A 19,400-nucleotide genomic window follows, 5' to 3' on the forward strand; every position below is an offset into this window, starting at 1 on the left:
CCGTGCGGGGCCGGGCGATCTGCGGTCAGTCCATCGGCTTGAAGTTGAAGGCCGAGCCTTCCTTGATGCCCGACGGCCAGCGCGAGGTGACCGTCTTGGTCCGGGTGTAGAAGCGGAAGGCATCGGGGCCGTGCTGGTTCAGGTCGCCGAAGCCCGATTTCTTCCAGCCGCCGAAGGTGTGATAGGCCAGCGGCACCGGGATCGGCACGTTGATCCCCACCATCCCGATGTTGATCCGGTGCGCGAAATCGCGCGCGGTGTCGCCGTCGCGGGTGAAGATCGCGGTGCCGTTGCCGTATTCGTGGTCCATGGCGTAGGACAGCGCCTCCTCGTAGCTGTCGGCGCGCATGCACGACAGCACCGGGCCGAAGATCTCCTGCTTGTAGATCTCCATGTCGCGGGTCACGTTGTCAAACAGCGTCGGGCCCACGAAGAAGCCGTTCTCATAGCCCTGAAGCTGGAAGTTGCGCCCGTCCATGACCAGCGTGGCGCCCTGTTCGACCCCCGAGGTGATGAGACCCTTGACGCGCTCGAGCGCGGCACCCGTCACCAGCGGGCCGTAATCGACATCGTTGCCGGCGGTCCAGGGGCCGACCTTCAGCTTCTCGATGCGCGGCACCAGCTTCTCGATCAGCGCATCGGCCGTGGCCTTGCCCACCGGCACCGCGACCGAGATCGCCATGCAGCGTTCGCCCGCCGCGCCATAGCCCGCACCCACCAGCGCGTCGGCCGCCTGGTCGAGGTCGGCATCGGGCATGATGATCATGTGGTTCTTGGCGCCGCCGAAGCATTGCACGCGCTTGCCGTTGGCGCAGCCGCGGCTGTAGATGTATTCCGCGATCGGGGTCGAGCCGACGAAGCCCACCGCCTGGATGGTCGGGTTGTCAAGGATGGCGTCGACCGATTCCTTGTCGCCGTTGATGACCTGAAGCACGCCGTCGGGCAGCCCCGCTTCCTGGAGCAGCGCCGCCAGCATCAGCGGCACCGACGGGTCGCGTTCGCTGGGTTTCAGGATGAAGGCGTTACCGGCCGACAGCGCCGGGCCCATCTTCCACAGCGGGATCATGGCGGGGAAGTTGAACGGCGTGATGCCCGCGGCCACGCCCAGCGGCTGGCGCAGCGAATACATGTCGATGCCGGGGCCGGCGGCATCGGTGAATTCGCCCTTCAGCAGATGCGGGGCGCCGATGCAGAACTCGATCACCTCAAGCCCGCGCTGCACGTCGCCCTTGGCATCGGGGAAGGTCTTGCCGTGTTCGGCCGACAGCGCCTCGGCCAGCTTGTCCATGTCGCGGTTGATGAGCCGCACGAATTCCATCATCACCCGCGCGCGCCGCTGCGGGTTGGTCGCGCCCCAGGCGATCTGGGCGCGGGCGGCATCGGCCACCGCGGCGTCCATCTCGGCGGTCGAGGCCAGCGCCACGCGCGCCTGCACCTCGCCCGTGGCGGGGTTGAAGACATCGGCAAAGCGGCCCGACGTGCCCGCCACCAGCTTGCCGTTGATCCAATGTCCGATCTCTTTCATGGGTGTCCTCCCTGTGGTCCGCTTTCCACGGTCGGGCGCAGGATAGGCTTGCAGAATTGCGCCGCAAACAGGAAGATTGGCAAAGGTATGCTGCATTTTTGCAAAGGGGGCCCGAGGGCGCGCGCATGCAGGACTGGGACGATCTGAAGGTGTTTCTGGCGGTGGCGCGGGCGGAAACGCTGTCGGGTGCGGGGCGGCGGCTGCGCTGCGATGCGGCCACCGTGGGGCGGCGCATCGCCCGGCTGGAACAGGCGTTGGGGGCGGAATTGTTCCTGCGCTCGGTCCAGGGCTATGCGCTGACCGATGCCGGCGCGCGGCTCCTGCCGCATGCCGAGGCCGCCGAGGGCGCGATGCAGGCCGCGACCGAGGATCTGGGCGGGGCCGCGGGCGAATTGTCGGGCCAGCTGCGCATCGGTGCGCCCGACGGCTGCGCCAATTTCCTGCTGCCGCAGGTCTGCGCCCGGCTCTCGGATGCCCATCCCGGTCTCGAGATCCAGATCGTGGCGCTGCCGCGGGTCTTCAACCTCTCCAAGCGCGAGGCCGATATGGCCATCGGGGTCTCGCCGCCTGCGGCGGGGCGGCTGGTGGTGCAGCGGCTGGCGGACTACCACCTGCATCTGGCGGGGCATGCCGATTACCTGGCGCGCCACCCTCCGATCCGCGGGCTGGCGGATCTGCGCGGGCACCGGATGATCGGCTATATCCCCGACATGATCTTCGACAAGGAACTGGATTACCTGGCCGAGACCGGGGCCGAGACGGTGGGGCTGGGCTCGAATTCGGTGCCGGTGCAGTTAATGGCGGTGCGGGCGGGGGCGGGGCTGGCGATCGTGCATGATTTCGCGCTGCCCTTCGCGCCGGGGGTGCGCCGGGTGCTGACCGACCGGCTGTCGCTCAAGCGCAGCTTCTGGCTGATCCGCCACGCCGATGACCGCCGCTCGGACCGGCTGACGCGGCTGGCCGAGGCCCTGGCGCAGGGCGTGCGCCGCGAGGTGGCGCGCCTCGAGGCCGAGGTTCTCGCCGGCGAACACACCGCCTCTCCCGCGCCCTGACCCCGCGCCCTGACCCCGCAGGCGTGCCCGTGGGGCCGGGCCGGGGCGGCGCCGTCCGCCCGCCGCGCCCCGCCCCCTCGATGGGGGCGGGCGCGGCTCTCTCGCCCCGGCAGGGCCGCAGAAAACGCGCGGCAGCCTTGCGCAAGCTGCATGACGTGCCCCGTTGCGCGGGGGCGGGCTTTCGCCTAGGCAAGCGCATGACCCGCACGCTTTCCCTTGATCAGGCGCAAGGCCTGCCCGCGTGGCGTCGCCCGGCGATGCTGCTTTTCGTCATGGCGGCGGCCCAGCCCATCGCCTTTGCCACCTGGTCGGCGCTTCTCAACAATTTCGTCATCGAGGCCGCCCAGTTCACCGGCCGCGAGATCGGCTGGCTGCATTCCGTCCGCGAGATCCCCGGCTTTCTCGCCATCGGCGTGATCGTGGTGCTGTGGGTCATGCGCGAACAGACGCTGGCGCTCCTGTCTCTGGCGCTCCTCGGCGCGGCCACGGCGGTCACGGCCCTGTTTCCCAGCTTCGGCGGGCTTCTGGTCACCACGCTCCTCGCCTCGATCGGCTTTCACTATTTCGAGACGGTGAACCAGTCGCTCCAGCTGCAATGGACCCCCAAGGAGCGCGCCCCCGAGACGCTCGGGCGGATCGTCGCCATCGGCTCGGGCGCCTCGCTTCTGGCCTATGGCCTGCTGGTGCTGACCTGGACCACCTTCGATCTCAGCTATGGCCTGGTCTACGGGATCGCCGGCGGCACCACGCTGATCATCGCCGTTCTGGCCGCGCTTCTCTGGCCGCGCTTCGAGTCCCCCACCGCGCAAAGCCGCCGTTTCGTGCTGCGCCGGCGCTACTGGCTTTATTACGTGCTGCAATTCCTCTCGGGCGCGCGGCGCCAGATCTTCGTCGTCTTCGCCGCCTTCATGATGGTCGAACGCTTCGGTCTGGGGGTCGAGACGATCACCGCGCTCTTCATGATCAACTTTGCCGCCAACATGCTGGTGGCGCCCTGGCTGGGCCGGGCCGTGGCGCGCTGGGGCGAGCGGCGGGCGCTTGCGGTCGAATATGTCGGGCTGATCGCGGTCTTCGCGGCCTATGGCGGGCTTTATCTCTTCGGCTGGGGCGTGGTGTTGGCCGGCTTTCTCTATGTCGTCGACCACATGCTCTTTGCGCTGGCCTTCGCGCTCAAGACCTATTTCCAGAAGATCGCCGATCCGGCCGATATCGCGCCCACCTCGGCGGTGGCCTTCACCATCAACCATATTGCGGCGGTGTTCCTGCCGGCGGCGCTGGGCTATCTGTGGCTGGTCTCGCCGGCGGCGGTCTTTGCTTTCGCGGCCGGGCTGGCGGGGATGTCGCTGCTGATGGCGCTTTTGATCCCGCGCGACCCCGCGCCGGGCTATGAGACGATCCTGTCGCGCCCGCGCCCCCAGCTCGCCTGACCCAGCGCGCCTGACCCGGCTGGACAGACCGGCCGCGGCGCCTATCTCTCGGGCAGATGCACGAGGAGGTGCCGCCATGTTCGGTCTGCGCAAGATGTCCACCCTGCCCACGCCCCAGGATGCCCTGCCGGGGCGCGAAACGCCCATGCCCCTGCCGCATCCGCATGTCGTCTTCGGCCGCCCGCTCGATGCGCCGGTGCCCGAGGGGCTGGCCCAGGCCACCTTCGGGATGGGCTGTTTCTGGGGTGTCGAACGTCTGTTCTGGACGCAGCCGGGCGTGTGGCTGACGGCGGCGGGCTATGCCGGGGGCGCGACCCCCAACCCCACCTACCGCGAGGTCTGCTCGGGCCGGACCGGCCATGCCGAGGTGGTGCGGCTGGTCCATGACCCGGCGGTGATCGGCTATGACCGGCTGCTGCGGCTGTTCTGGGAGGGGCACGACCCCACCCAGGGCATGCGCCAGGGCAACGATACGGGCACGCAATATCGGTCGGTCATCCACACCCACGACGCGGCCCAGGCCGAGGCGGCCGCCGCCAGCGCCGCGGCCTATGGTGCGCGTCTGGCCGCGGCGGGGTTGGGGCCGGTCACGACCGAGATCCGTCCGGCGCCGCCCTTCTATTTCGCCGAGGACGAGCACCAGCAATATCTGGCCAAGCATCCGGGTGGCTATTGCGGGTTGCGCGGCACCGGGGTGGCCTGCGCGTCGTGATCCCGCGCGCGGGGGGCCTCAGGGCAGGCACGGCCTTGCGTCGCGGCCCGCGCCGGGCACGGGGGACGCGCGGGGCCGCCATGGGCGCGCGAAAAGGCGCGGTCTGGGCCGTCTGGGGGCAAAAAGGGAAGAAGGCAAAAAAACAGGGGCCTTGCGGCCCCCGCGTGTCTCCGGTGAAGGAAGACGCGTGCTGAAGACTGGCGTCTTTGCGCCATGCTCCCGAAGGCTTGGCAGGGGCCGGTCTGGCGGCGCCCAGTGTGGCCTTCAGGTGGGGCCTTCAGTTGATGCGGCGCTCTACCGGACGGCCGGCATAGAGGCGATTGTCCACGCGCACGATGACCCGGCCATCGTCTTCGCGTTTTTCGAAGATACCCTGGATCGAGATCGAGCCGACAACAACAGTCTGAAGCATCACGGTTCCTCCACGAGATGGTCAGACAGGGGTAATAGTCAAACCTTAACAAATCGCAAATGAAACTGTCGCATTGATGCCATCTTTTGGACAATGAGGCGAAGATGTCGCGCGCAAATCGGGCATTTTCTGCACGCGCAAAGGGATCAGGCGGCTTTTCCTTGACAGGATGCTGCGCGGCAGCGCGATTTCAGCCGGCCAGAAGCGGGTCTTCGGCCACCCGCACCAGCCGCGTCAGATCCGACAGCCGCTCGCGTTGGCGACCGTCGGCGTCAAAGTTCTCGGGTGCGAGCCAGGCCTCGAACGCCGCCGCGATCCCCGGCCAATCGGCATCGGTGGCGGCAAACCAGGCGGTGTCGCGGTTGCGCCCCTTGACCACGGCGGCCTGCCGGAAAGTGCCCTCATAGCTCAGCCCCAGCCGCGCCGCCGCCCGCCGCGACGGCAGGTTCAGCGCATCGCATTTCCATTCGAACCGCCGATAGCCCGCCCCGAAGGCCCAGCCCATCGCCAGCGCCATCGCCTCGGTGGCGGCCCGCGAACGTTGCAGCGCCGGCGACAATGCGATGTGGCCCAGCTCGATCACGCCATGCGCGGGCGTGATGCGCAGGAAGGACAGCACCCCTTGCGCGGCCTCGGCCGTGGCCAGGTCGCGGATCGCGTAGAAGCAGGGATCGGGCAGCGCGGCCATCTCGCGCAGCCAGCGCAGATAGCCCGCCTCGGACCCGAAAGGACCATAGGGAAGATAGTCCCAGATCCTGTCGTCGGCCGAAAAGGCCCGGAACAGCGCATCGCCATGGCGGTCGGCGTCCAGCCGTTCCAGCCGCGCATGGCGCCCCTCGAGAACCGCCGGACCGGGCGGGGGCGGGGGCGTGAACCCCGGCACCGGCGCCCCGAAACGGGTTTCGACGCCTGCTGTCCTGTCGCCCATGGCCGCCCCCTTCCGCATGTTCACCCAAGGCCGCAGGCTAGCGCGCCGCGGGGCGGTTGGAAATGCCCCCGAAGCGACCCGCGCCTTTCCCATTTTCGCCCCATTCCCCCGCCAGCGTCAGAGCCCGGAAGGCCCGCTGCCACGGGCCGAGGGACGCGACCTGAAGGGAGAGAGTGAATGAAAGACAGTTTCCTGCGGATCGCTGCGGCCGAATGGGTGCCGCAAGCCGCGCATCCGGTCCTGTTCGGCCTGGGCGGCCTCAGCCTGGGCGTGTCGATCGTGGCGACCGTCTCGCGCGTTCTCGCCGGCTGAGCCGCGCGCCCGTCCTCGCGGCCAGAGCCGTGCGCCCGTCGCTGTCCCCGAAGGCCCCGCCCCGCGCGGGGCCTTTCGTCGTTCCGGCCCTTCCTTGCCCGCAACGTCCCCCTGCTGCGGTTGCGCCCACTTGCCCGCCTCCCGGTGCGCTCCTATAAGGCGGTCATGACCCGGCTCTGTCTCCCCGTTTCCCGAATTACCGGCCCGGCGCTCTGACGCGTCAGGGTTGCCGGGATGCCCCTTGCCGAGCCGCGGGCGCGCGTCGCGCCCCCTCCTTGCCCTTTCCGCTGCGAGAAACCCGATGTGCGCCGATACGCCCGACTATCGTGAGACCGTCTTCCTGCCCGAAACCGACTTTCCCATGCGTGCCGCGCTGCCGGCGCGCGAACCCGAATGGCTGGCCCGCTGGGAGCGCATCGGCATCTACGACCGCCTGCGCGAGAAGGAGGGCCGCCCCGATTTCGTGCTGCATGACGGCCCGCCCTATGCCAACGGGCATCTGCATATCGGCCACGCGCTGAACAAGACGATCAAGGACATCATCGTGCGCAGCCACCAGATGCTGGGGCACGACAGCCGCTACGTGCCCGGCTGGGACTGTCACGGCCTGCCGATCGAATGGAAGATCGAGGAGCAATACCGCGCCGCCGGCAAGGACAAGGATCAGGTTCCCGTCATCGACTTCCGCCAGGAATGCCGCCGCTTCGCCGAGGGCTGGGTCGACATCCAGCGCGCGGAATTCAAGCGTCTGGGCGTCTATGGTAATTGGGAAGACCCCTATCTGACCATGGATTTCCACGCCGAGTCGGTGATCGCGGCGGAATTCATGAAGCTGTTGATGAACGGCGCGCTCTATCAGGGCTCGAAACCCGTGATGTGGTCGCCGGTCGAGAAGACCGCGCTGGCCGAGGCCGAGGTCGAATATCATGATCACACCAGCCACACGATCTGGGTGCGCTTCCGCCCGGTCGCGGGGCTTGAGGACGCCTCGGTGGTGATCTGGACCACGACGCCCTGGACCATCCCGCAGAACCGCGCCGTCGCCTATGGCCCGGACATCGCCTATGGCCTCTATCGCGTCGACACCGCGGCCGAGAATTCCAGCGCGCAGCCGGGCGAGACGCTGATCCTGGCCGATACCCTGGCGCAAAGCGTGATGACCGCGGCGCGGGTCGAGGGCTTTACCCGCCTGCGCGACGTGGCCACCGCCGAATTCGAGGGCGTGATCCTGCGCCATCCCTATGCCGGGGTCGAAGGGGGCAACGGCGAATGGGATTACGACGTGCCCATGCTGCCGGGCGAGCATGTGACCGATGACGCCGGCACGGGCTTTGTCCATACCGCGCCCAGCCACGGTGACGACGACTATCAGCTGGGCCTGAAATTCGGCCTGCCGATGACCTATAACGTCATGGAAGACGGCGCCTATCGGGCCGACCTGCCGCTCTTTGCCGGTCAGCAGATCATCACCCCCGAGGGCAAGGAAGGCCCGGCCAATGTCTCGAACATCAAGCAGCTGGCCTATGCCGGCGCGCTTCTGGCCAAGGGCAAGCTCAAGCATTCCTACCCGCATTCCTGGCGCTCCAAGGCGCCGGTGATCTTCCGCAACACGCCGCAATGGTTCGCAGCCATCGACCACCGTCTCGAGGACGGCCAGGGCGATCTGGGCGACACCATCCGCACCCGCGCGTTGAAATCCATCGAGGAGCTGGTCAGCTTCACCCCCGCCACGGGCAAGAACCGCCTGCATTCGATGATCGCGGCGCGTCCCGATTGGGTGCTGTCGCGCCAGCGCGCCTGGGGTGTGCCGCTGACCTGCTTCACCAAAAAGGGCGCCAAGCCGACCGACCCCGATTACCTTCTGCGCAACGCCGAGGTGAACGCCCGCATCATCAAAGCCTTCGAGGAAAAGGGCGCCGATGTCTGGTACGAGGCCGACTTCAAGGCCCGCGTTCTGGACGGGCTGGCCGATCCCGACCAGTATGAACAGGTCTTTGACGTGCTCGACGTGTGGTTCGACAGCGGCTCGACCCATGCCTTCGTGCTGCGCGACCGCGCCGACGGCACCCCCGACGGCATCGCCGATGTCTATCTCGAGGGCACCGACCAGCACCGCGGCTGGTTCCATTCCTCGCTTCTCCAGGCCTGCGGCACCAAGGGGCGTGCGCCCTACCGCAACGTGGTCACCCACGGCTTCACGCTCGACGAGAAGGGCATGAAGATGTCCAAATCCGTCGGCAACACCGTGGCCCCCCAGGAGGTGATCGCCGAATATGGCGCCGATATCCTGCGGCTCTGGGTGGCGCAGTCCGACTATACCGCCGACCAGCGCATCGGACCCAAGATCCTGAAGGGCACCGCCGACAGCTACCGCCGGCTGCGCAACACGCTGCGCTTCATGCTGGGCGCGCTCAAGGACTTCTCCGAAGACGAACGCGTCGCCCCCGCAGAGATGCCCGAGCTGGAACGCTGGGTGCTGCACCGTCTGGCCGAGCTCGACGCCGAGGTGGAAGCCCGCTACCGTGCCTTCGACTTCCAGGGCGTGTTCCAGGCGCTGTTCAACTTCTGCACGGTGGACCTCTCGGCCTTCTACTTCGACATCCGCAAGGACGCGCTCTATTGCGACGCGCCCGACGCCCTGCGCCGCCGCGCCGCGCGCACGGTGCTGGACCTGCTGTTCTACCGGCTGACGACCTGGCTTGCGCCGATCCTCGTCTTCACCATGGAAGACGTCTGGCTGGCGCGCTTCCCCTCGGAAACGGGCTCGGTCCACCTCCAGGACTTCCCCAAGACCCCGGCCGATTGGCGCAACCCGGAACTGGCGGCGAAATGGGACGGCATCCGCCGCGCCCGCCGCGTGGTCACCGCAGCCCTCGAGCTGCGCCGCACCGCCAAGGAGATCGGCGCCAGCCTCGAGGCCGCGCCCGTCGTCCATGTCGAGGACAGCGTGCTTCTCGGCGCGCTCCAGGCGGCGGATTTCGCGGATCTGTGCATCACCTCGGATCTGTCGCTCAGCGCCGATCCCGCCCCGGCCGAGGCCTTCCGCCTCCCCGAGGTGCCGGGCATCGGCGTGGTCTTCGAACGCGCCTCGGGCGAGAAATGCGCCCGCTGCTGGAAGATCCTGCCCGATGTCGGCAGCCATGCCCATCCAGGAACCTGCAAGCGCTGTAACGACGTGCTGGGCTGACACGATCAACGCAGGTGCGGGCGGGCAACGCCGGGCCGTGCAACGCAAGGGCGGGCCTCAGGTGCCCGCCCTTTTCCTTTTTCGAGCTGGCTGAAATATCCCGGGGGTGAAGCCCGAAGGGCGAGGGGGCAGCGCCCCCTTCTGCGCATGACGCGCGCATCCCTTATCCGGTGGGGTGGCTGGCGCAAGTCAGGCGTTCAGATCCGCCGGATGCGGGGCTCATCCACGCGCCGCGCTCAGGTGCGCGCGGCTGCGGTCCTGCTCAGGCGGTCCTGCTCAGGCCTGCGCGCCGGCCCCGCCGCGTGGCTGGATCAGCTGCTGGGCCACCCCGGCGCCCAGCAGATAGACCGAGGTCGCCGCCAGACCCCAATGCGCCCAACTCTCGGGGTGGAAATCGACCCAGGCCGCCCAGCCGGCAAATCCGGTCCAGGCCAGCGCCACGGGCAGTGACACCGCCCGCCAGCGCGCCGTGCGCACGGGGTGGATGAATTTCAGATTGGTGAACATCGCCGCGGTCAGCGCCAGGATGATCGCCAGCATCACCCAGAAATTGGGATGCAGCGCAAAGAGCACCAGCACCACCATGTTCCAGCAGGCCGGGAAGCCGGCAAAGGAGCAATCCTGCGTCTTCATCCGCGTGTCCGAGAAATAGATCACGCTGCCATAGACGATGAGGATGATGGCGATCCATCCGGTCCAGCCCGGAAGCAAGCCTGACTTGAACAGCGCATAGGCCGGGATGAAGACATAGGTCAGGTAATCGATGATGAGATCCATCAACACGCCGTCATAGGTGGGCCAGTTGCGCGTGACCTCGTAGCGCCGCGCCAGCGGGCCGTCGATCCCGTCGACGACCAGCGCCACCACCAGCCACAGGAACATCAGGCTCCATTCCTCCTGGACTGCGGCGAGCATCGCCAGCATCGACAGCACGGCGCCGGTGGCGGTCAGCAGGTGCACAAACAGGGCTTTGAGACGGATATCCATCCTGCTTCCATGCCGGATTCGCCGCGCCGGTGCAATGGTGGCGGCGGGGCAGAAGGCCGCGGGCGGGCCGGGCGGAGGATGGGAAGGCAGGAAGGGGGCGCTGCCCCCTCGCCCTTCGGGCTTCACCCCCGGGATATTTGGACCAGCTCGAAGGGGCGCAGGAATGGCGCGGAGGCCGGTTCGGGCGGGGGCGTGCAGAGGCCGGGAGGGCGGCCGGTGCCGCGGTGCGGGGCATGGAAGGCCCCCGGCGCGTCACGAGGGATCAGGATCCCGCGCCGGGGGCGGGGGCGCAGGGGCGGGCCCCTGCGCCTGCGCTCAGGAGATTTCGGACAGCAGGCCCAGGAATTGCCTGGCCAGGTCGCTATCGAGGGAAACGGTTTCCGATCCCTCCGAGGCATTGATCGCCTCGAACAGCGATTCATACAGCGACGAAGCCGTCGTTTCGCTGTCGCTCTCCTCGCCGGGGGACGGACCCGGAGGCGGGCCCATTCCCCCCGGAGGCGGACCGTCGGGCCGTTCCGCCCCGTCCGTCCCTTCGGCCGAGGCCGACCGTCCCGCGCTTTCGGCGGCGTCGATCTCGGTTTCGCTCAGCAGCCCGTCGCCATCGGTGTCGAGGCTGTCGAACTGCCCCGACAGCAATTCGGCAACCGGGCTGGCCTCGATTTCTTCGGCCGACAGCAGACCATCGCCATCGGCGTCATCGTTGCTGCTCAGCGCCTCGAAGAGCGACGCAGCCGCGGCCCCGCCGGTGTTCGAGCCCCCCATGCCCCCCATGCCCCCCATGCCGCCTTCGGGCGGCGGCGGGGGCGGCGGCGGGCGTTGCGCTTCGGTTTCTTCGGAGGAGAGGCCCTGCGCGGTGGAAGAGGTGTTCGCAGAGCTTGCGCCGGTCTGCGACCAGGCGGAAACGCCCGTCATGCCGGCAAGAGAGGAGACGTTCATGGCTTGTCCTTTCTGGATTGGAACGTGCCCTCAGCCTGCGTTCGAGGGTTGAACGAACCCTTGCGCGTGCCCATGGCTGACCCATGGTCAACCACCCGAAATTCAATACATTTTTTGCGGTCTGGCGGGTGACGCAGGGGCAGCTGCGGGGGGCCGTTACGGCAGGCGTCGGCTGCCCTTGCGTCAGCCTTTCGCCGGTAGCTGGGCGCGGGGATGGGCCGATTCGTAGACCTGCATCAGCCGCGTCGTATCCACCGCCGTATAGCCCTGGGTCGTGGACAGCGAGGCATGCCCCAGCAATTCCTGGATCGCGCGCAGATCGCCCCCCGAGGCCAGCAGATGCGTAGCAAAGGAATGGCGCAGCGCATGCGGCGTGGCCGAGGCCGGCAGCCCGAGGCCCGCGCGCGCCTGTTCCATCACCCGCGCGATCTGGCGCGGATTGAGCGGCCCGCCGCGCGCGCCGCGAAAGAGCGCGCCGTCGGCCGGCAGGTCCATCGGGCAGAGCGCGAGGTAGCGATCCACCGCCGCCCGCGCCGCCGGCAGCACCGGCACCAGCCGTTCCTTGCCGCCCTTGCCGAGGATGCGCAGCGCCGATCCCAGCGGCGCCTGGTTGCGGCGCAGCCCCAGCGCCTCGGAGATCCGCAGCCCGCAGCCATAGAGCAGCACCACCACCGCCGTATCGCGCGCTGCGATCCAGGGCGTGTCCGAAAGCGCGCCGGCTTGCGCGATCACCTCGCGCGCGGCCTCGGGCGACAGCGGCCGGGGTAGGCCGCGCCGGTGCCGTGGGGCACGGGCCGACAGGACATGGGTGGGATCGAACCCCTCGCGGTCGGCCAGCCAGCGGATGAAGCTCTTGACCGCGGAGAGCCGGCGCGCCATCGACCGCGGCGACAGGCCGCGGCCGTGTTCGGCGGCCAGGAAGGCGCGCATGTCGGCAGGGCTCAGCGCCGCCAGCCGCGCCATGCCCACGGGCTCGGCGTGATATTGCGTGAGAAAGCCCAGAAAGGCCGCCACATCCGCGCGATAGGCCGTGATCGTATGCCCCGAGGCACCGTCGAGCGCGCGCGTCTCGTCACACCAGCGCGCCAGCGCATCGGCGGCGGCGGGCGAGAACGCCCCGCCGCCCTTGGGCGCGTTCAGTCCAGCCACCGGCGCATGGCGCGTTCGAACACGCCCGCGAAGAAGGCCAGCAGGTCCGTCCCCTGCGAGGGCTTGAACTGATGCGGATCTTCCGAGCCCATCACCAGCATCCCCGGCAGCCGTCCGGGACCGAGGTCCAGCCGCATCAGCGCCTCGGAGCGGATCCAGTCCACGCGCTCGCCATGCAGCGCCTCGGCCTGCGGCAGCGCCTGGCGCAGCACCACGTCCCGCGCCGGGCCGCGCCCGCCACCCATGTATTCGTGCACGAAACCCGGTTCGGCCACGCAGAGCACATCGCCCAGCCGGGTCAGCGCGGGGTCGTCCTCGGATTGCAGGGTTTCAAGCACCAGCCGCATCGAATCGACGCGCAGGATCTCGGCGACACCGGTGGTCAGGTTCTTCAGGAAGCCTTCGAAATCAGCGGGTTCCAGCATTTCCAGCACGGCGCGGTGGATCTGGTTGGTGCCCGACAGGTTCTCGTAGGCGGCCGCGATCACCGAGCGATGCGTGTCCTCGAGCCGTTCGAGCCGCGCCTCCAGCCGCTCCATGGCGACGCCGCGCAGATCGACGATATTCGTGCCCATCGCGCGTTCGTTCGCCGCCACGAGGGCCTTCATCAGGTCGCTGTCGGAGAGAATCACTTCCGGGTCGGCGATGATGCGGTCGCGCATCTCGCCCGCCAATGCGGTTTCTGCCATGCTCTTGCCTCTGACGTCTTCGGTCATTTTCCGAACCTCTAGCATGGTCGCGCACGGAAATCGCCCCCCTTCGCGGGGGGCGGGCATGTCGGGGCGCTGGCGTTGCCCGCAGGCCGCAGACGGGTGGGGGCGGTGCGCCTCGCCGGCCCCCGCTCAGTCCAGCGACTGGCCGGTGGCCTTCCAGTCGGCCATGAACTGTGCCAGACCCTTGTCGGTCAGCGGATGGGCCACCATGTCGCGGATGACCTTGGGCGGCGCGGTCACCACGTCGGCGCCGATCCGGGCGGCCTCGGTCACATGGTTGACCGAGCGCACCGAGGCGGCAAGGATCTGGGTCTTGAAGTCGTAATTGTCATAGATCTCGCGGATGTCCTGGATCAGCGCCATGCCGTCGAGATTGATGTCGTCAAGCCGCCCGATGAAGGGCGACACGAAGGTGGCCCCCGCCTTGGCCGCCAGGATGGCCTGCGCGGCCGAGAAGCAGAGCGTGACATTGACCATGTGCCCTTCGCCCGACAGCACGCGGCAGGCCGTCAGCCCCGCCCAGGTCAGCGGCACCTTGACCGCGATGTTGGGGGCCAGGCCCGCCAGCTTGCGGCCCTGCGCGATCATGCCTTCGGGATCGAGGGCCACGACCTCGGCCGAGACCGGCCCCTCGACGATCGAGCAGATCTCGCGCGTGACCTCGAGAATGTCGCGTCCGGCCTTGGCGATCAGCGACGGGTTGGTGGTGACGCCATCCACCATGCCCAGCGCGGCCAGGTCGCGGATGGCATCGGTGTCGGCGGTATCGACGAAGAATTTCATGCTCAGCCCTTCCGGAAGCTGCGGATGCGCCCGCCCCCGTGGCGCGGCGTCTTGTCGCCCGATTAGCGCAAAGCGGCGCCGGATTGAACCCGAAAGGGGCCGTGCGGCGGGGCTGTCGCGCCCTTGTGTGCGCGGCTTCGTGTATGGCTGCGTGCGCGACGCGGGCGTGGGGGGGCGCGCAGGATGAGCTATCCTGCCGCGCCCGCGCCGGACTTTGCCCCCGGCGCGCCCGTCGCCGTGCTGACCGCCGAGCCGATCGGGCATGTTCTCGACTACCGCGCGCCCGAGACCGGCTGCGGGCCGGGCGATCTGCTGGTCGTGCCGCTCGGTCCGCGCAAGGTGCTGGGGGTCGTCTGGGGGCCGGGCACGGGGCAGGTGGCGCCCGATCGGCTGCGCGCGGCGCTGGCGCGGCTGGACCTGCCGCCCCTGCGCGCCGAATTGCGCGCCTTTCTGGAACGCGCGGCCGAGTACACGCTGACGCCGCTGCCGATGATGCTGCGGCTGGCCACGCGCGCGCCGGGCCTGATCGAGGGGCCGGGCGCGCGGCGTGTCCTGCGTCCGGGTGGGGTGACGCCTGTGCGCATGACGCCGGCGCGGGCGCGCGTGCTGGACGTGCTGGACGAACACGGCGGCGCGGGGCTTCATCCGGGCGAGCTGGCGCGGCTGGCCGGCGTCTCGCCCGGTGTCCTCAAGGGGCTGGTCGATCAGGGCGCGCTGATCGAGGCCGAAGCCCCGCGCGATCTGCCCTATCCGCGTCTTGATCCGGCGCTTTCGGGCAAGGATCTGGCCCCCGATCAGGCCGCGGCGGCGGCCGATCTCTGCGCGCGGATCGGTTCGGGCTTCGGGGCGACGCTCTTGAAGGGGGTGACGGGGTCGGGCAAGACCGAGGTCTATCTCGAGGCGGTCGCCCGCTGTCTGGCGCGCGGGCAACAGGCGCTGGTTCTCCTGCCCGAGATCGCGCTTTCGGCCGAGTTCCTGGCGCGGGTCGAGGCCCGCTTCGGCGCGCGTCCCGGCGAATGGCATTCCGGCGTGCCCCAGGGCGAGCGGCGCCGGCTGTGGAAGATGGCCGCGCTGGGCGAGGTGGGGCTGGTCGTCGGTGCGCGCTCGGCGCTGTTCCTGCCCTTCCGCGACCTGGGCCTGATCGTCGTCGACGAGGAACACGACGGCTCCTACAAGCAGGACGAGGGCGTGATCTACAACGCCCGCGACATGGCGGTGCTGCGGGCCTCGCTGGCCGGGGCGCAGGTGGTGCTGGCCTCGGCGACGCCCAGCCTCGAGACCTGGGTGAATGCGCAGGCGGGCAAGTATCACCGGCTGGATCTGGCGGCGCGTTTCGGGGCGTCCGAGCTGCCGCAGATGGGGGTCATCGACCTGCGTGCGCAGAAGATGGAGCCGGGGCGCTGGATCTCGCCCCGGCTGGCCGCCGAGGTCGATCAGCGTCTGGCCGCGGGCGAACAGGCGATGCTGTTTCTCAACCGCCGCGGCTATGCGCCGGTGACGATCTGCCGGGCCTGCGGGCATCAGATCGGCTGCGATCATTGCGACGCGCGGATGGTCGAGCACCGGTTCCTGAACCGTCTCGTCTGCCATCAATGCGGCGAGACGAAGCCCATCCCCACCACCTGTCCTTCCTGCGGGGTCGAGGGGCGGCTGGCCCCGGTCGGCCCCGGCGTCGAGCGTCTGGCCGAGGAGGTCGCCGCGCGGTTCCCCGCGGCGCGTCTGTCCGTGCTGTCCTCGGATCTCTTCGGCTCGGCCCGCGCCCTGAAGGAGGCCATCGGCGCCATCGCCGAGGGCGGCGCCGATATCGTCATCGGCACGCAGATCGTGGCCAAGGGGCACAATTTCCCGAAGCTGACGCTGGTGGGGGTGATCGACGCCGATCTGGGGCTTCAGGGCTCGGATCTGCGCGCGGCCGAACGCACCTTCCAGCTGATGCGCCAGGTCGCGGGCCGGGCCGGGCGGGCCGAGCGTCCGGGCCAGGCCTTGATGCAGACCTGCCAGCCCGAGCATCCGGTGATCCGCGCCATCCTCGGCAATGACGACGAGGGCTTCTGGGCTGCCGAGGCCGAGGCCCGCCGCGCCGCCGGCATGCCCCCCTTCGGGCGGCTGGCGGGGATCATCCTGTCGGGCCCCGCGCCCGAGCCGCTCTTCGATCTGGGCGCGGATCTGGCGCGCCGCGACGGGCCCTTGCGCGCGGTGGGCGCGCAGGTCTTCGGACCCGCGCCCGCGCCCATCGCCCGGCTTCGCGGCCGGCATCGGGTCAGGATGCTGGTCAAGGCGCCGCGCGGGGCGGCGCTGCAACCGGCGCTGCGGGCGTGGCTGGCGCAGGCGCGCCTGCCCGGCGCGATCCGGCTCGCCGTGGACATCGACCCGCAGAGCTTCCTGTGACCGCGCCCCGCGTCTGACCGAGATCCGTGATCCATGAGCCGTGTCCGGGAGGCTGGGGTGCGGGGCCGCAAGGCCCCGGCCGCGCGCGCCCCCTCGATGGGGGCAAGCGCGGCTCCTCCCGCTCCCGCTCCCGCTCCCGCTCCCGCTCCCGCTCCCGCTCCCGCTCCCGCTCCCGCTCCCGCGGCTGGGGCTGGGCGTGACGCAGCGTCGCCGGTGACAGCCGCGGGCGGGCTTGCGCATTCTCGCCCTCGGAGGAGAGAACCCGATGACACCCTATCCGCTGCTGCTGAGCCCGCTCGACCTTGGCCCCTTCCGCGTGGAGAACCGCGTGATGATGGGCTCGATGCATACCGGCCTCGAGGAAACCGGCGACTTCGACCGCGTCGCGGCCTTCTACGCGGCCCGCGCCCGCGGCGGGGCGGGGCTGATGGTCACCGGCGGCATGGCGCCCAACCGCGAGGGGGGCGTCTTTCCCGGCGCGGCCGGGCTCTTCACGGCGGCCGATATCGCCAACCACCAGCGCGTGACCCGCGCCGTGCGCGGCGAGGGCGGGCGGCTTTTGATGCAGATCCTGCATGCCGGGCGCTATGCCTATGGCCCCGATTGCGTGGGGCCCTCGCCGCTGCGCGCGCCGATCTCGCCCTTTGCACCGCGCGAACTCGACGGGCCGGGGATCGACAAGCAGATCCGCGACATGGCCACCGCCGCCGCCCGCGCCCAGGAGGCCGGCTATGACGGGGTCGAGGTCATGGCCTCGGAGGGCTATCTTCTCAACCAGTTCTTCTCGGCGCGCACCAATCACCGCCAGGACGACTGGGGCGGGACGCTGGAAAACCGCATCCGCCTTGCACGCGAGGTCGTGGCCGCCGTGCGCGCCGCCACCGGGCCCGATTTCCTGATCATGGCGCGGGTGTCGCTGATAGACCTCGTGCCCGAGGGCGCGCTCTGGGACGAGGTGGTCACGCTGGCCCGCGCGCTGGTCGCGGCCGGGGCGCAGGTGCTCAACACCGGCATCGGCTGGCACGAGGCGCGCATTCCCACCATCGCCGGCATGGTGCCGCGGGGGCTGTTTGCGCCGCTGACGGGGCGTCTGCGCGCCGCGGTCGAGGTGCCGGTGGTGGCCTCGAACCGCATCAACACTGCGCCGGTGGCCGAGGCGATCCTGGCCGCGGGGCAGGCGGATCTGATCTCGATGGCGCGCCCGCTTCTGGCCGAGCCCGAATTCGTGGCCAAGCTGCGCCAGGGGCGCGAGGCCGAGATCGCGCCCTGCATCGCCTGCAACCAGGCGTGTCTGGACCATACCTTCTCGGGGCGGATCGCCTCGTGTCTGGTCAATCCCGCCGCCGCCCATGAAGACGAGCTGCGCCCCGAACCGGCCGCCCATCCCAAGCGCATTGCCGTGGTGGGGGCGGGGCCTGCGGGGGCGATGGCGGCGATCACGGCGGCCGGGCGGGGCCATGCGGTCACGCTGTTCGAGCGCACGGACCGGGTGGGCGGGCTTCTCAACCTGGCGCGCGCCGTGCCCGGCAAGGAGGAATTCGGCCCGCTTCTGGATTGGCTGTCGCATATGCTGGCGGTCACGGGGGTCGATCTGCGGCTGGGCGTTCAGGCCGGGGCCGCGGATCTGGCGGGATTTGATACGGTGATCGTGGCCACCGGCACCGCGCCGCGCCGGCCCGACATCCCCGCCGATCCCGGCGCGGTGCCGGTTCTCGATTATGCGCAGGTGCTTGCGGGCGCGCCGGTCGGGGGAACGGTGGCGATCCTGGGGGCGGGCGGCGTGGGGTTCGACGTGGCCGAATACCTGAGCCACCCCGAAGGCCCGGTGACGCCCGAGGTCTTCTGCGCCGAATGGGGGGTGGGCGATCCGGCCGAGACGCCGGGCGGGCTGGCGCCGGCCCGCCCGCGCCCCAGTCCGCGGGCGATCACCCTGATGCAGCGCAAGCCCGAGAAGCCCGGCCGGGGTTTGGGCAAGACGACGGGCTGGATCCATCGCGCCACGCTGGCGGCGCGGGGGGTGAAGATGCTGGGCGGGTGCAGCTATCGCAGGATCACGGCCCAAGGGGTCGAGATCGAGCGCGACGGGACGGTCGAGACGGTGCCGGCCGAGACCGTGGTGATCTGCGCCGGTCAGGAGCCGGTGGGCCTTGCGCTGCCCGAGGCTCTGGCGCCGCCCGAGGGTGGCGCGGTGCATGTGGTGGGGGGCGCGCGCGATGCGAGCGCGCTTGATGCCAAGCGCGCCATCGACGAGGCGGTGCGGCTGGCGCTGACCCTCTAGGCCGGGTCTGGCCAGGTTGCCTTGGGCTTGGGAGGGAGGAGCCGGGCTTGCCCCCATCGAGGGGGCGCGCCCTGCCGGGGCCCTTTGGGCCCCGCGCGCACGGATGGCACGCGCGCACGGATGGCACAAGGATGGCACACGGATGGCAACGGCGCGCGGGGGGCCAGCCGGTGGGCGCGCGCGGTGTCGGATAAGGGCGATGCGTTCAGTCGGCGAGATCTGGGCGGCGCGTTCAGTCGGAGGAGGCTTTGACGGTTTCGGCGCAATGGCGGCGGAAGGCGGCCTTGAGGAGGTCAAGCTCGGCCCGCAGGAGCGCAATCTCGGCGCGCAGATCCTCGTCCAGCGCCTGCCCGGCCAGGATGGCGACATCGCCCAGAACCGCATCGCCCGCGCGCAGAACCAGCGTCTGCACGCCATCGCCCAGCACCTCGGGCGGGATCGGCTGGCGCAGTTGCCAGCGGCCGTCTTCCGTCGCGGTGATCTCGAGCCCCGGCAGCACGCGTTCGAGATGCACCACCTCGAGCTGCGGCGGCTGGCTGCCCTCGGCTGTCACCACACCTTCCCAGACCCCGGCGCGAATGCGCGACATTTCCAGGCTGGCCATGTCC

At 69.8% G+C, this 19,400-nt stretch carries 16 protein-coding genes; 7 read left to right on the top strand and 9 right to left on the bottom strand.

Features of this window, described 5'->3' with window-relative positions:
• Positions 1–25: 25 nt before the first annotated feature.
• Positions 26–1,525, bottom strand: a complete 1,500-nt coding sequence (locus BW949_RS05735; protein ID WP_076363991.1) for a CoA-acylating methylmalonate-semialdehyde dehydrogenase — start codon at positions 1,523–1,525, stop codon at positions 26–28.
• 125 nt (positions 1,526–1,650) lie between these two features.
• Between BW949_RS05735 and BW949_RS05740 the strand changes: the two genes are divergently transcribed.
• The 3 genes from BW949_RS05740 (at position 1,651) to msrA (ending at position 4,716) form a co-directional block, all read left to right on the top strand.
• On the top strand, positions 1,651–2,577 hold the full coding sequence (locus BW949_RS05740; RefSeq protein WP_076363993.1) for a LysR family transcriptional regulator: 927 nt from the start codon (positions 1,651–1,653) through the stop codon (positions 2,575–2,577).
• Between the two features lie 197 nt (positions 2,578–2,774).
• Positions 2,775–4,004 carry an MFS transporter gene (locus BW949_RS05745; protein WP_076363995.1) on the top strand — a complete coding sequence of 410 codons (1,230 nt, stop codon included), beginning with the start codon at positions 2,775–2,777 and terminating at the stop codon, positions 4,002–4,004.
• Between the two features lie 76 nt (positions 4,005–4,080).
• Positions 4,081–4,716 carry a peptide-methionine (S)-S-oxide reductase MsrA gene (msrA, locus tag BW949_RS05750; RefSeq protein ID WP_076363997.1) on the top strand — a complete coding sequence of 212 codons (636 nt, stop codon included), beginning with the start codon at positions 4,081–4,083 and terminating at the stop codon, positions 4,714–4,716.
• Between the two features lie 277 nt (positions 4,717–4,993).
• Here the strand turns inward: msrA and BW949_RS17540 are convergent, their stop codons facing one another.
• Together BW949_RS17540 and BW949_RS05755 are read right to left on the bottom strand one after the other, a co-directional pair.
• Positions 4,994–5,128 (bottom strand): hypothetical protein, encoded by a 135-nt coding sequence (locus tag BW949_RS17540; protein ID WP_097176987.1) that lies wholly within the window; start codon positions 5,126–5,128, stop codon positions 4,994–4,996.
• A 190-nt stretch (positions 5,129–5,318) separates the two neighbouring features.
• Positions 5,319–6,056, bottom strand: coding sequence for a GNAT family N-acetyltransferase (locus tag BW949_RS05755; protein WP_076363999.1), 738 nt, complete (start codon positions 6,054–6,056; stop codon positions 5,319–5,321).
• A 177-nt stretch (positions 6,057–6,233) separates the two neighbouring features.
• Between BW949_RS05755 and BW949_RS17545 the strand changes: the two genes are divergently transcribed.
• Both BW949_RS17545 and ileS read left to right on the top strand, forming a co-directional pair.
• Entirely contained in the window at positions 6,234–6,368 is a 135-nt protein-coding gene (locus tag BW949_RS17545) for a hypothetical protein (RefSeq protein WP_268875807.1), read from the top strand.
• Between the two features lie 301 nt (positions 6,369–6,669).
• Complete coding sequence (gene ileS / locus BW949_RS05760; RefSeq protein ID WP_076364001.1) at positions 6,670–9,555, top strand: isoleucine--tRNA ligase; 2,886 nt, start codon at positions 6,670–6,672, stop codon at positions 9,553–9,555.
• A 276-nt stretch (positions 9,556–9,831) separates the two neighbouring features.
• Here the strand turns inward: ileS and BW949_RS05765 are convergent, their stop codons facing one another.
• The 5 genes from BW949_RS05765 to fsa form a co-directional block, all read right to left on the bottom strand.
• Positions 9,832–10,542 carry a CDP-alcohol phosphatidyltransferase family protein gene (locus BW949_RS05765; RefSeq protein WP_179747532.1) on the bottom strand — a complete coding sequence of 237 codons (711 nt, stop codon included), beginning with the start codon at positions 10,540–10,542 and terminating at the stop codon, positions 9,832–9,834.
• 315 nt (positions 10,543–10,857) lie between these two features.
• Positions 10,858–11,481, bottom strand: a complete 624-nt coding sequence (locus tag BW949_RS05770; RefSeq protein ID WP_076364003.1) for an EF-hand domain-containing protein — start codon at positions 11,479–11,481, stop codon at positions 10,858–10,860.
• A 183-nt stretch (positions 11,482–11,664) separates the two neighbouring features.
• On the bottom strand, positions 11,665–12,621 hold the full coding sequence (locus tag BW949_RS05775; protein ID WP_076364821.1) for a tyrosine recombinase XerC: 957 nt from the start codon (positions 12,619–12,621) through the stop codon (positions 11,665–11,667).
• A complete protein-coding gene (locus BW949_RS05780) occupies positions 12,618–13,319 on the bottom strand; it encodes a DUF484 family protein (RefSeq protein ID WP_076364005.1) in 702 nt (233 codons plus the stop codon). Before BW949_RS05780 ends, BW949_RS05775 begins: the two co-directional genes overlap by 4 nt.
• Positions 13,320–13,472: 153 nt before the next feature.
• Entirely contained in the window at positions 13,473–14,126 is a 654-nt protein-coding gene (fsa, locus tag BW949_RS05785) for a fructose-6-phosphate aldolase (protein ID WP_076364007.1), read from the bottom strand.
• Positions 14,127–14,309: 183 nt separating this feature from the next.
• On the opposite strand from fsa, the gene BW949_RS05790 reads away from it, so the two are divergent.
• Complete coding sequence (locus BW949_RS05790; RefSeq protein ID WP_076364009.1) at positions 14,310–16,514, top strand: primosomal protein N'; 2,205 nt, start codon at positions 14,310–14,312, stop codon at positions 16,512–16,514.
• A gap of 265 nt (positions 16,515–16,779) precedes the next feature.
• Complete coding sequence (locus tag BW949_RS05795; RefSeq protein ID WP_076364011.1) at positions 16,780–18,792, top strand: oxidoreductase; 2,013 nt, start codon at positions 16,780–16,782, stop codon at positions 18,790–18,792.
• A 232-nt stretch (positions 18,793–19,024) separates the two neighbouring features.
• Here BW949_RS05795 and BW949_RS05800 read toward each other — a convergent pair whose 3' ends face one another.
• Complete coding sequence (locus BW949_RS05800; protein WP_076364013.1) at positions 19,025–19,396, bottom strand: hypothetical protein; 372 nt, start codon at positions 19,394–19,396, stop codon at positions 19,025–19,027.
• Between the last annotated feature and the right edge of the window lie 4 nt (positions 19,397–19,400).

The organism is Phaeovulum vinaykumarii (genome assembly GCF_900156695.1).
Taxonomy (GTDB): Bacteria; Pseudomonadota; Alphaproteobacteria; order Rhodobacterales; family Rhodobacteraceae; genus Bieblia_A; species Bieblia_A vinaykumarii.

Excerpts from the sequence above, each read along its gene's own strand:
- BW949_RS05800 (WP_076364013.1), bottom strand. The coding sequence starts at position 19,396 with ATGGCCAGCCTGGAAATGTCGCGCATTCGCGCCGGGGTCTGGGAAGGT.
- fsa (WP_076364007.1), bottom strand. The coding sequence starts at position 14,126 with ATGAAATTCTTCGTCGATACCGCCGACACCGATGCCATCCGCGACCTG.
- BW949_RS05780 (WP_076364005.1), bottom strand. The coding sequence starts at position 13,319 with ATGGCAGAAACCGCATTGGCGGGCGAGATGCGCGACCGCATCATCGCC.
- BW949_RS17540 (WP_097176987.1), bottom strand. The coding sequence starts at position 5,128 with ATGCTTCAGACTGTTGTTGTCGGCTCGATCTCGATCCAGGGTATCTTC.
- BW949_RS05770 (WP_076364003.1), bottom strand. The coding sequence starts at position 11,481 with ATGAACGTCTCCTCTCTTGCCGGCATGACGGGCGTTTCCGCCTGGTCG.
- BW949_RS05755 (WP_076363999.1), bottom strand. The coding sequence starts at position 6,056 with ATGGGCGACAGGACAGCAGGCGTCGAAACCCGTTTCGGGGCGCCGGTG.
- BW949_RS05745 (WP_076363995.1), top strand. The coding sequence starts at position 2,775 with ATGACCCGCACGCTTTCCCTTGATCAGGCGCAAGGCCTGCCCGCGTGG.
- ileS (WP_076364001.1), top strand. The coding sequence starts at position 6,670 with ATGTGCGCCGATACGCCCGACTATCGTGAGACCGTCTTCCTGCCCGAA.
- BW949_RS05735 (WP_076363991.1), bottom strand. The coding sequence starts at position 1,525 with ATGAAAGAGATCGGACATTGGATCAACGGCAAGCTGGTGGCGGGCACG.
- BW949_RS05790 (WP_076364009.1), top strand. The coding sequence starts at position 14,310 with ATGAGCTATCCTGCCGCGCCCGCGCCGGACTTTGCCCCCGGCGCGCCC.
- msrA (WP_076363997.1), top strand. The coding sequence starts at position 4,081 with ATGTTCGGTCTGCGCAAGATGTCCACCCTGCCCACGCCCCAGGATGCC.
- BW949_RS05795 (WP_076364011.1), top strand. The coding sequence starts at position 16,780 with ATGACACCCTATCCGCTGCTGCTGAGCCCGCTCGACCTTGGCCCCTTC.
- BW949_RS05765 (WP_179747532.1), bottom strand. The coding sequence starts at position 10,542 with ATGGATATCCGTCTCAAAGCCCTGTTTGTGCACCTGCTGACCGCCACC.
- BW949_RS17545 (WP_268875807.1), top strand. The coding sequence starts at position 6,234 with ATGAAAGACAGTTTCCTGCGGATCGCTGCGGCCGAATGGGTGCCGCAA.
- BW949_RS05740 (WP_076363993.1), top strand. The coding sequence starts at position 1,651 with ATGCAGGACTGGGACGATCTGAAGGTGTTTCTGGCGGTGGCGCGGGCG.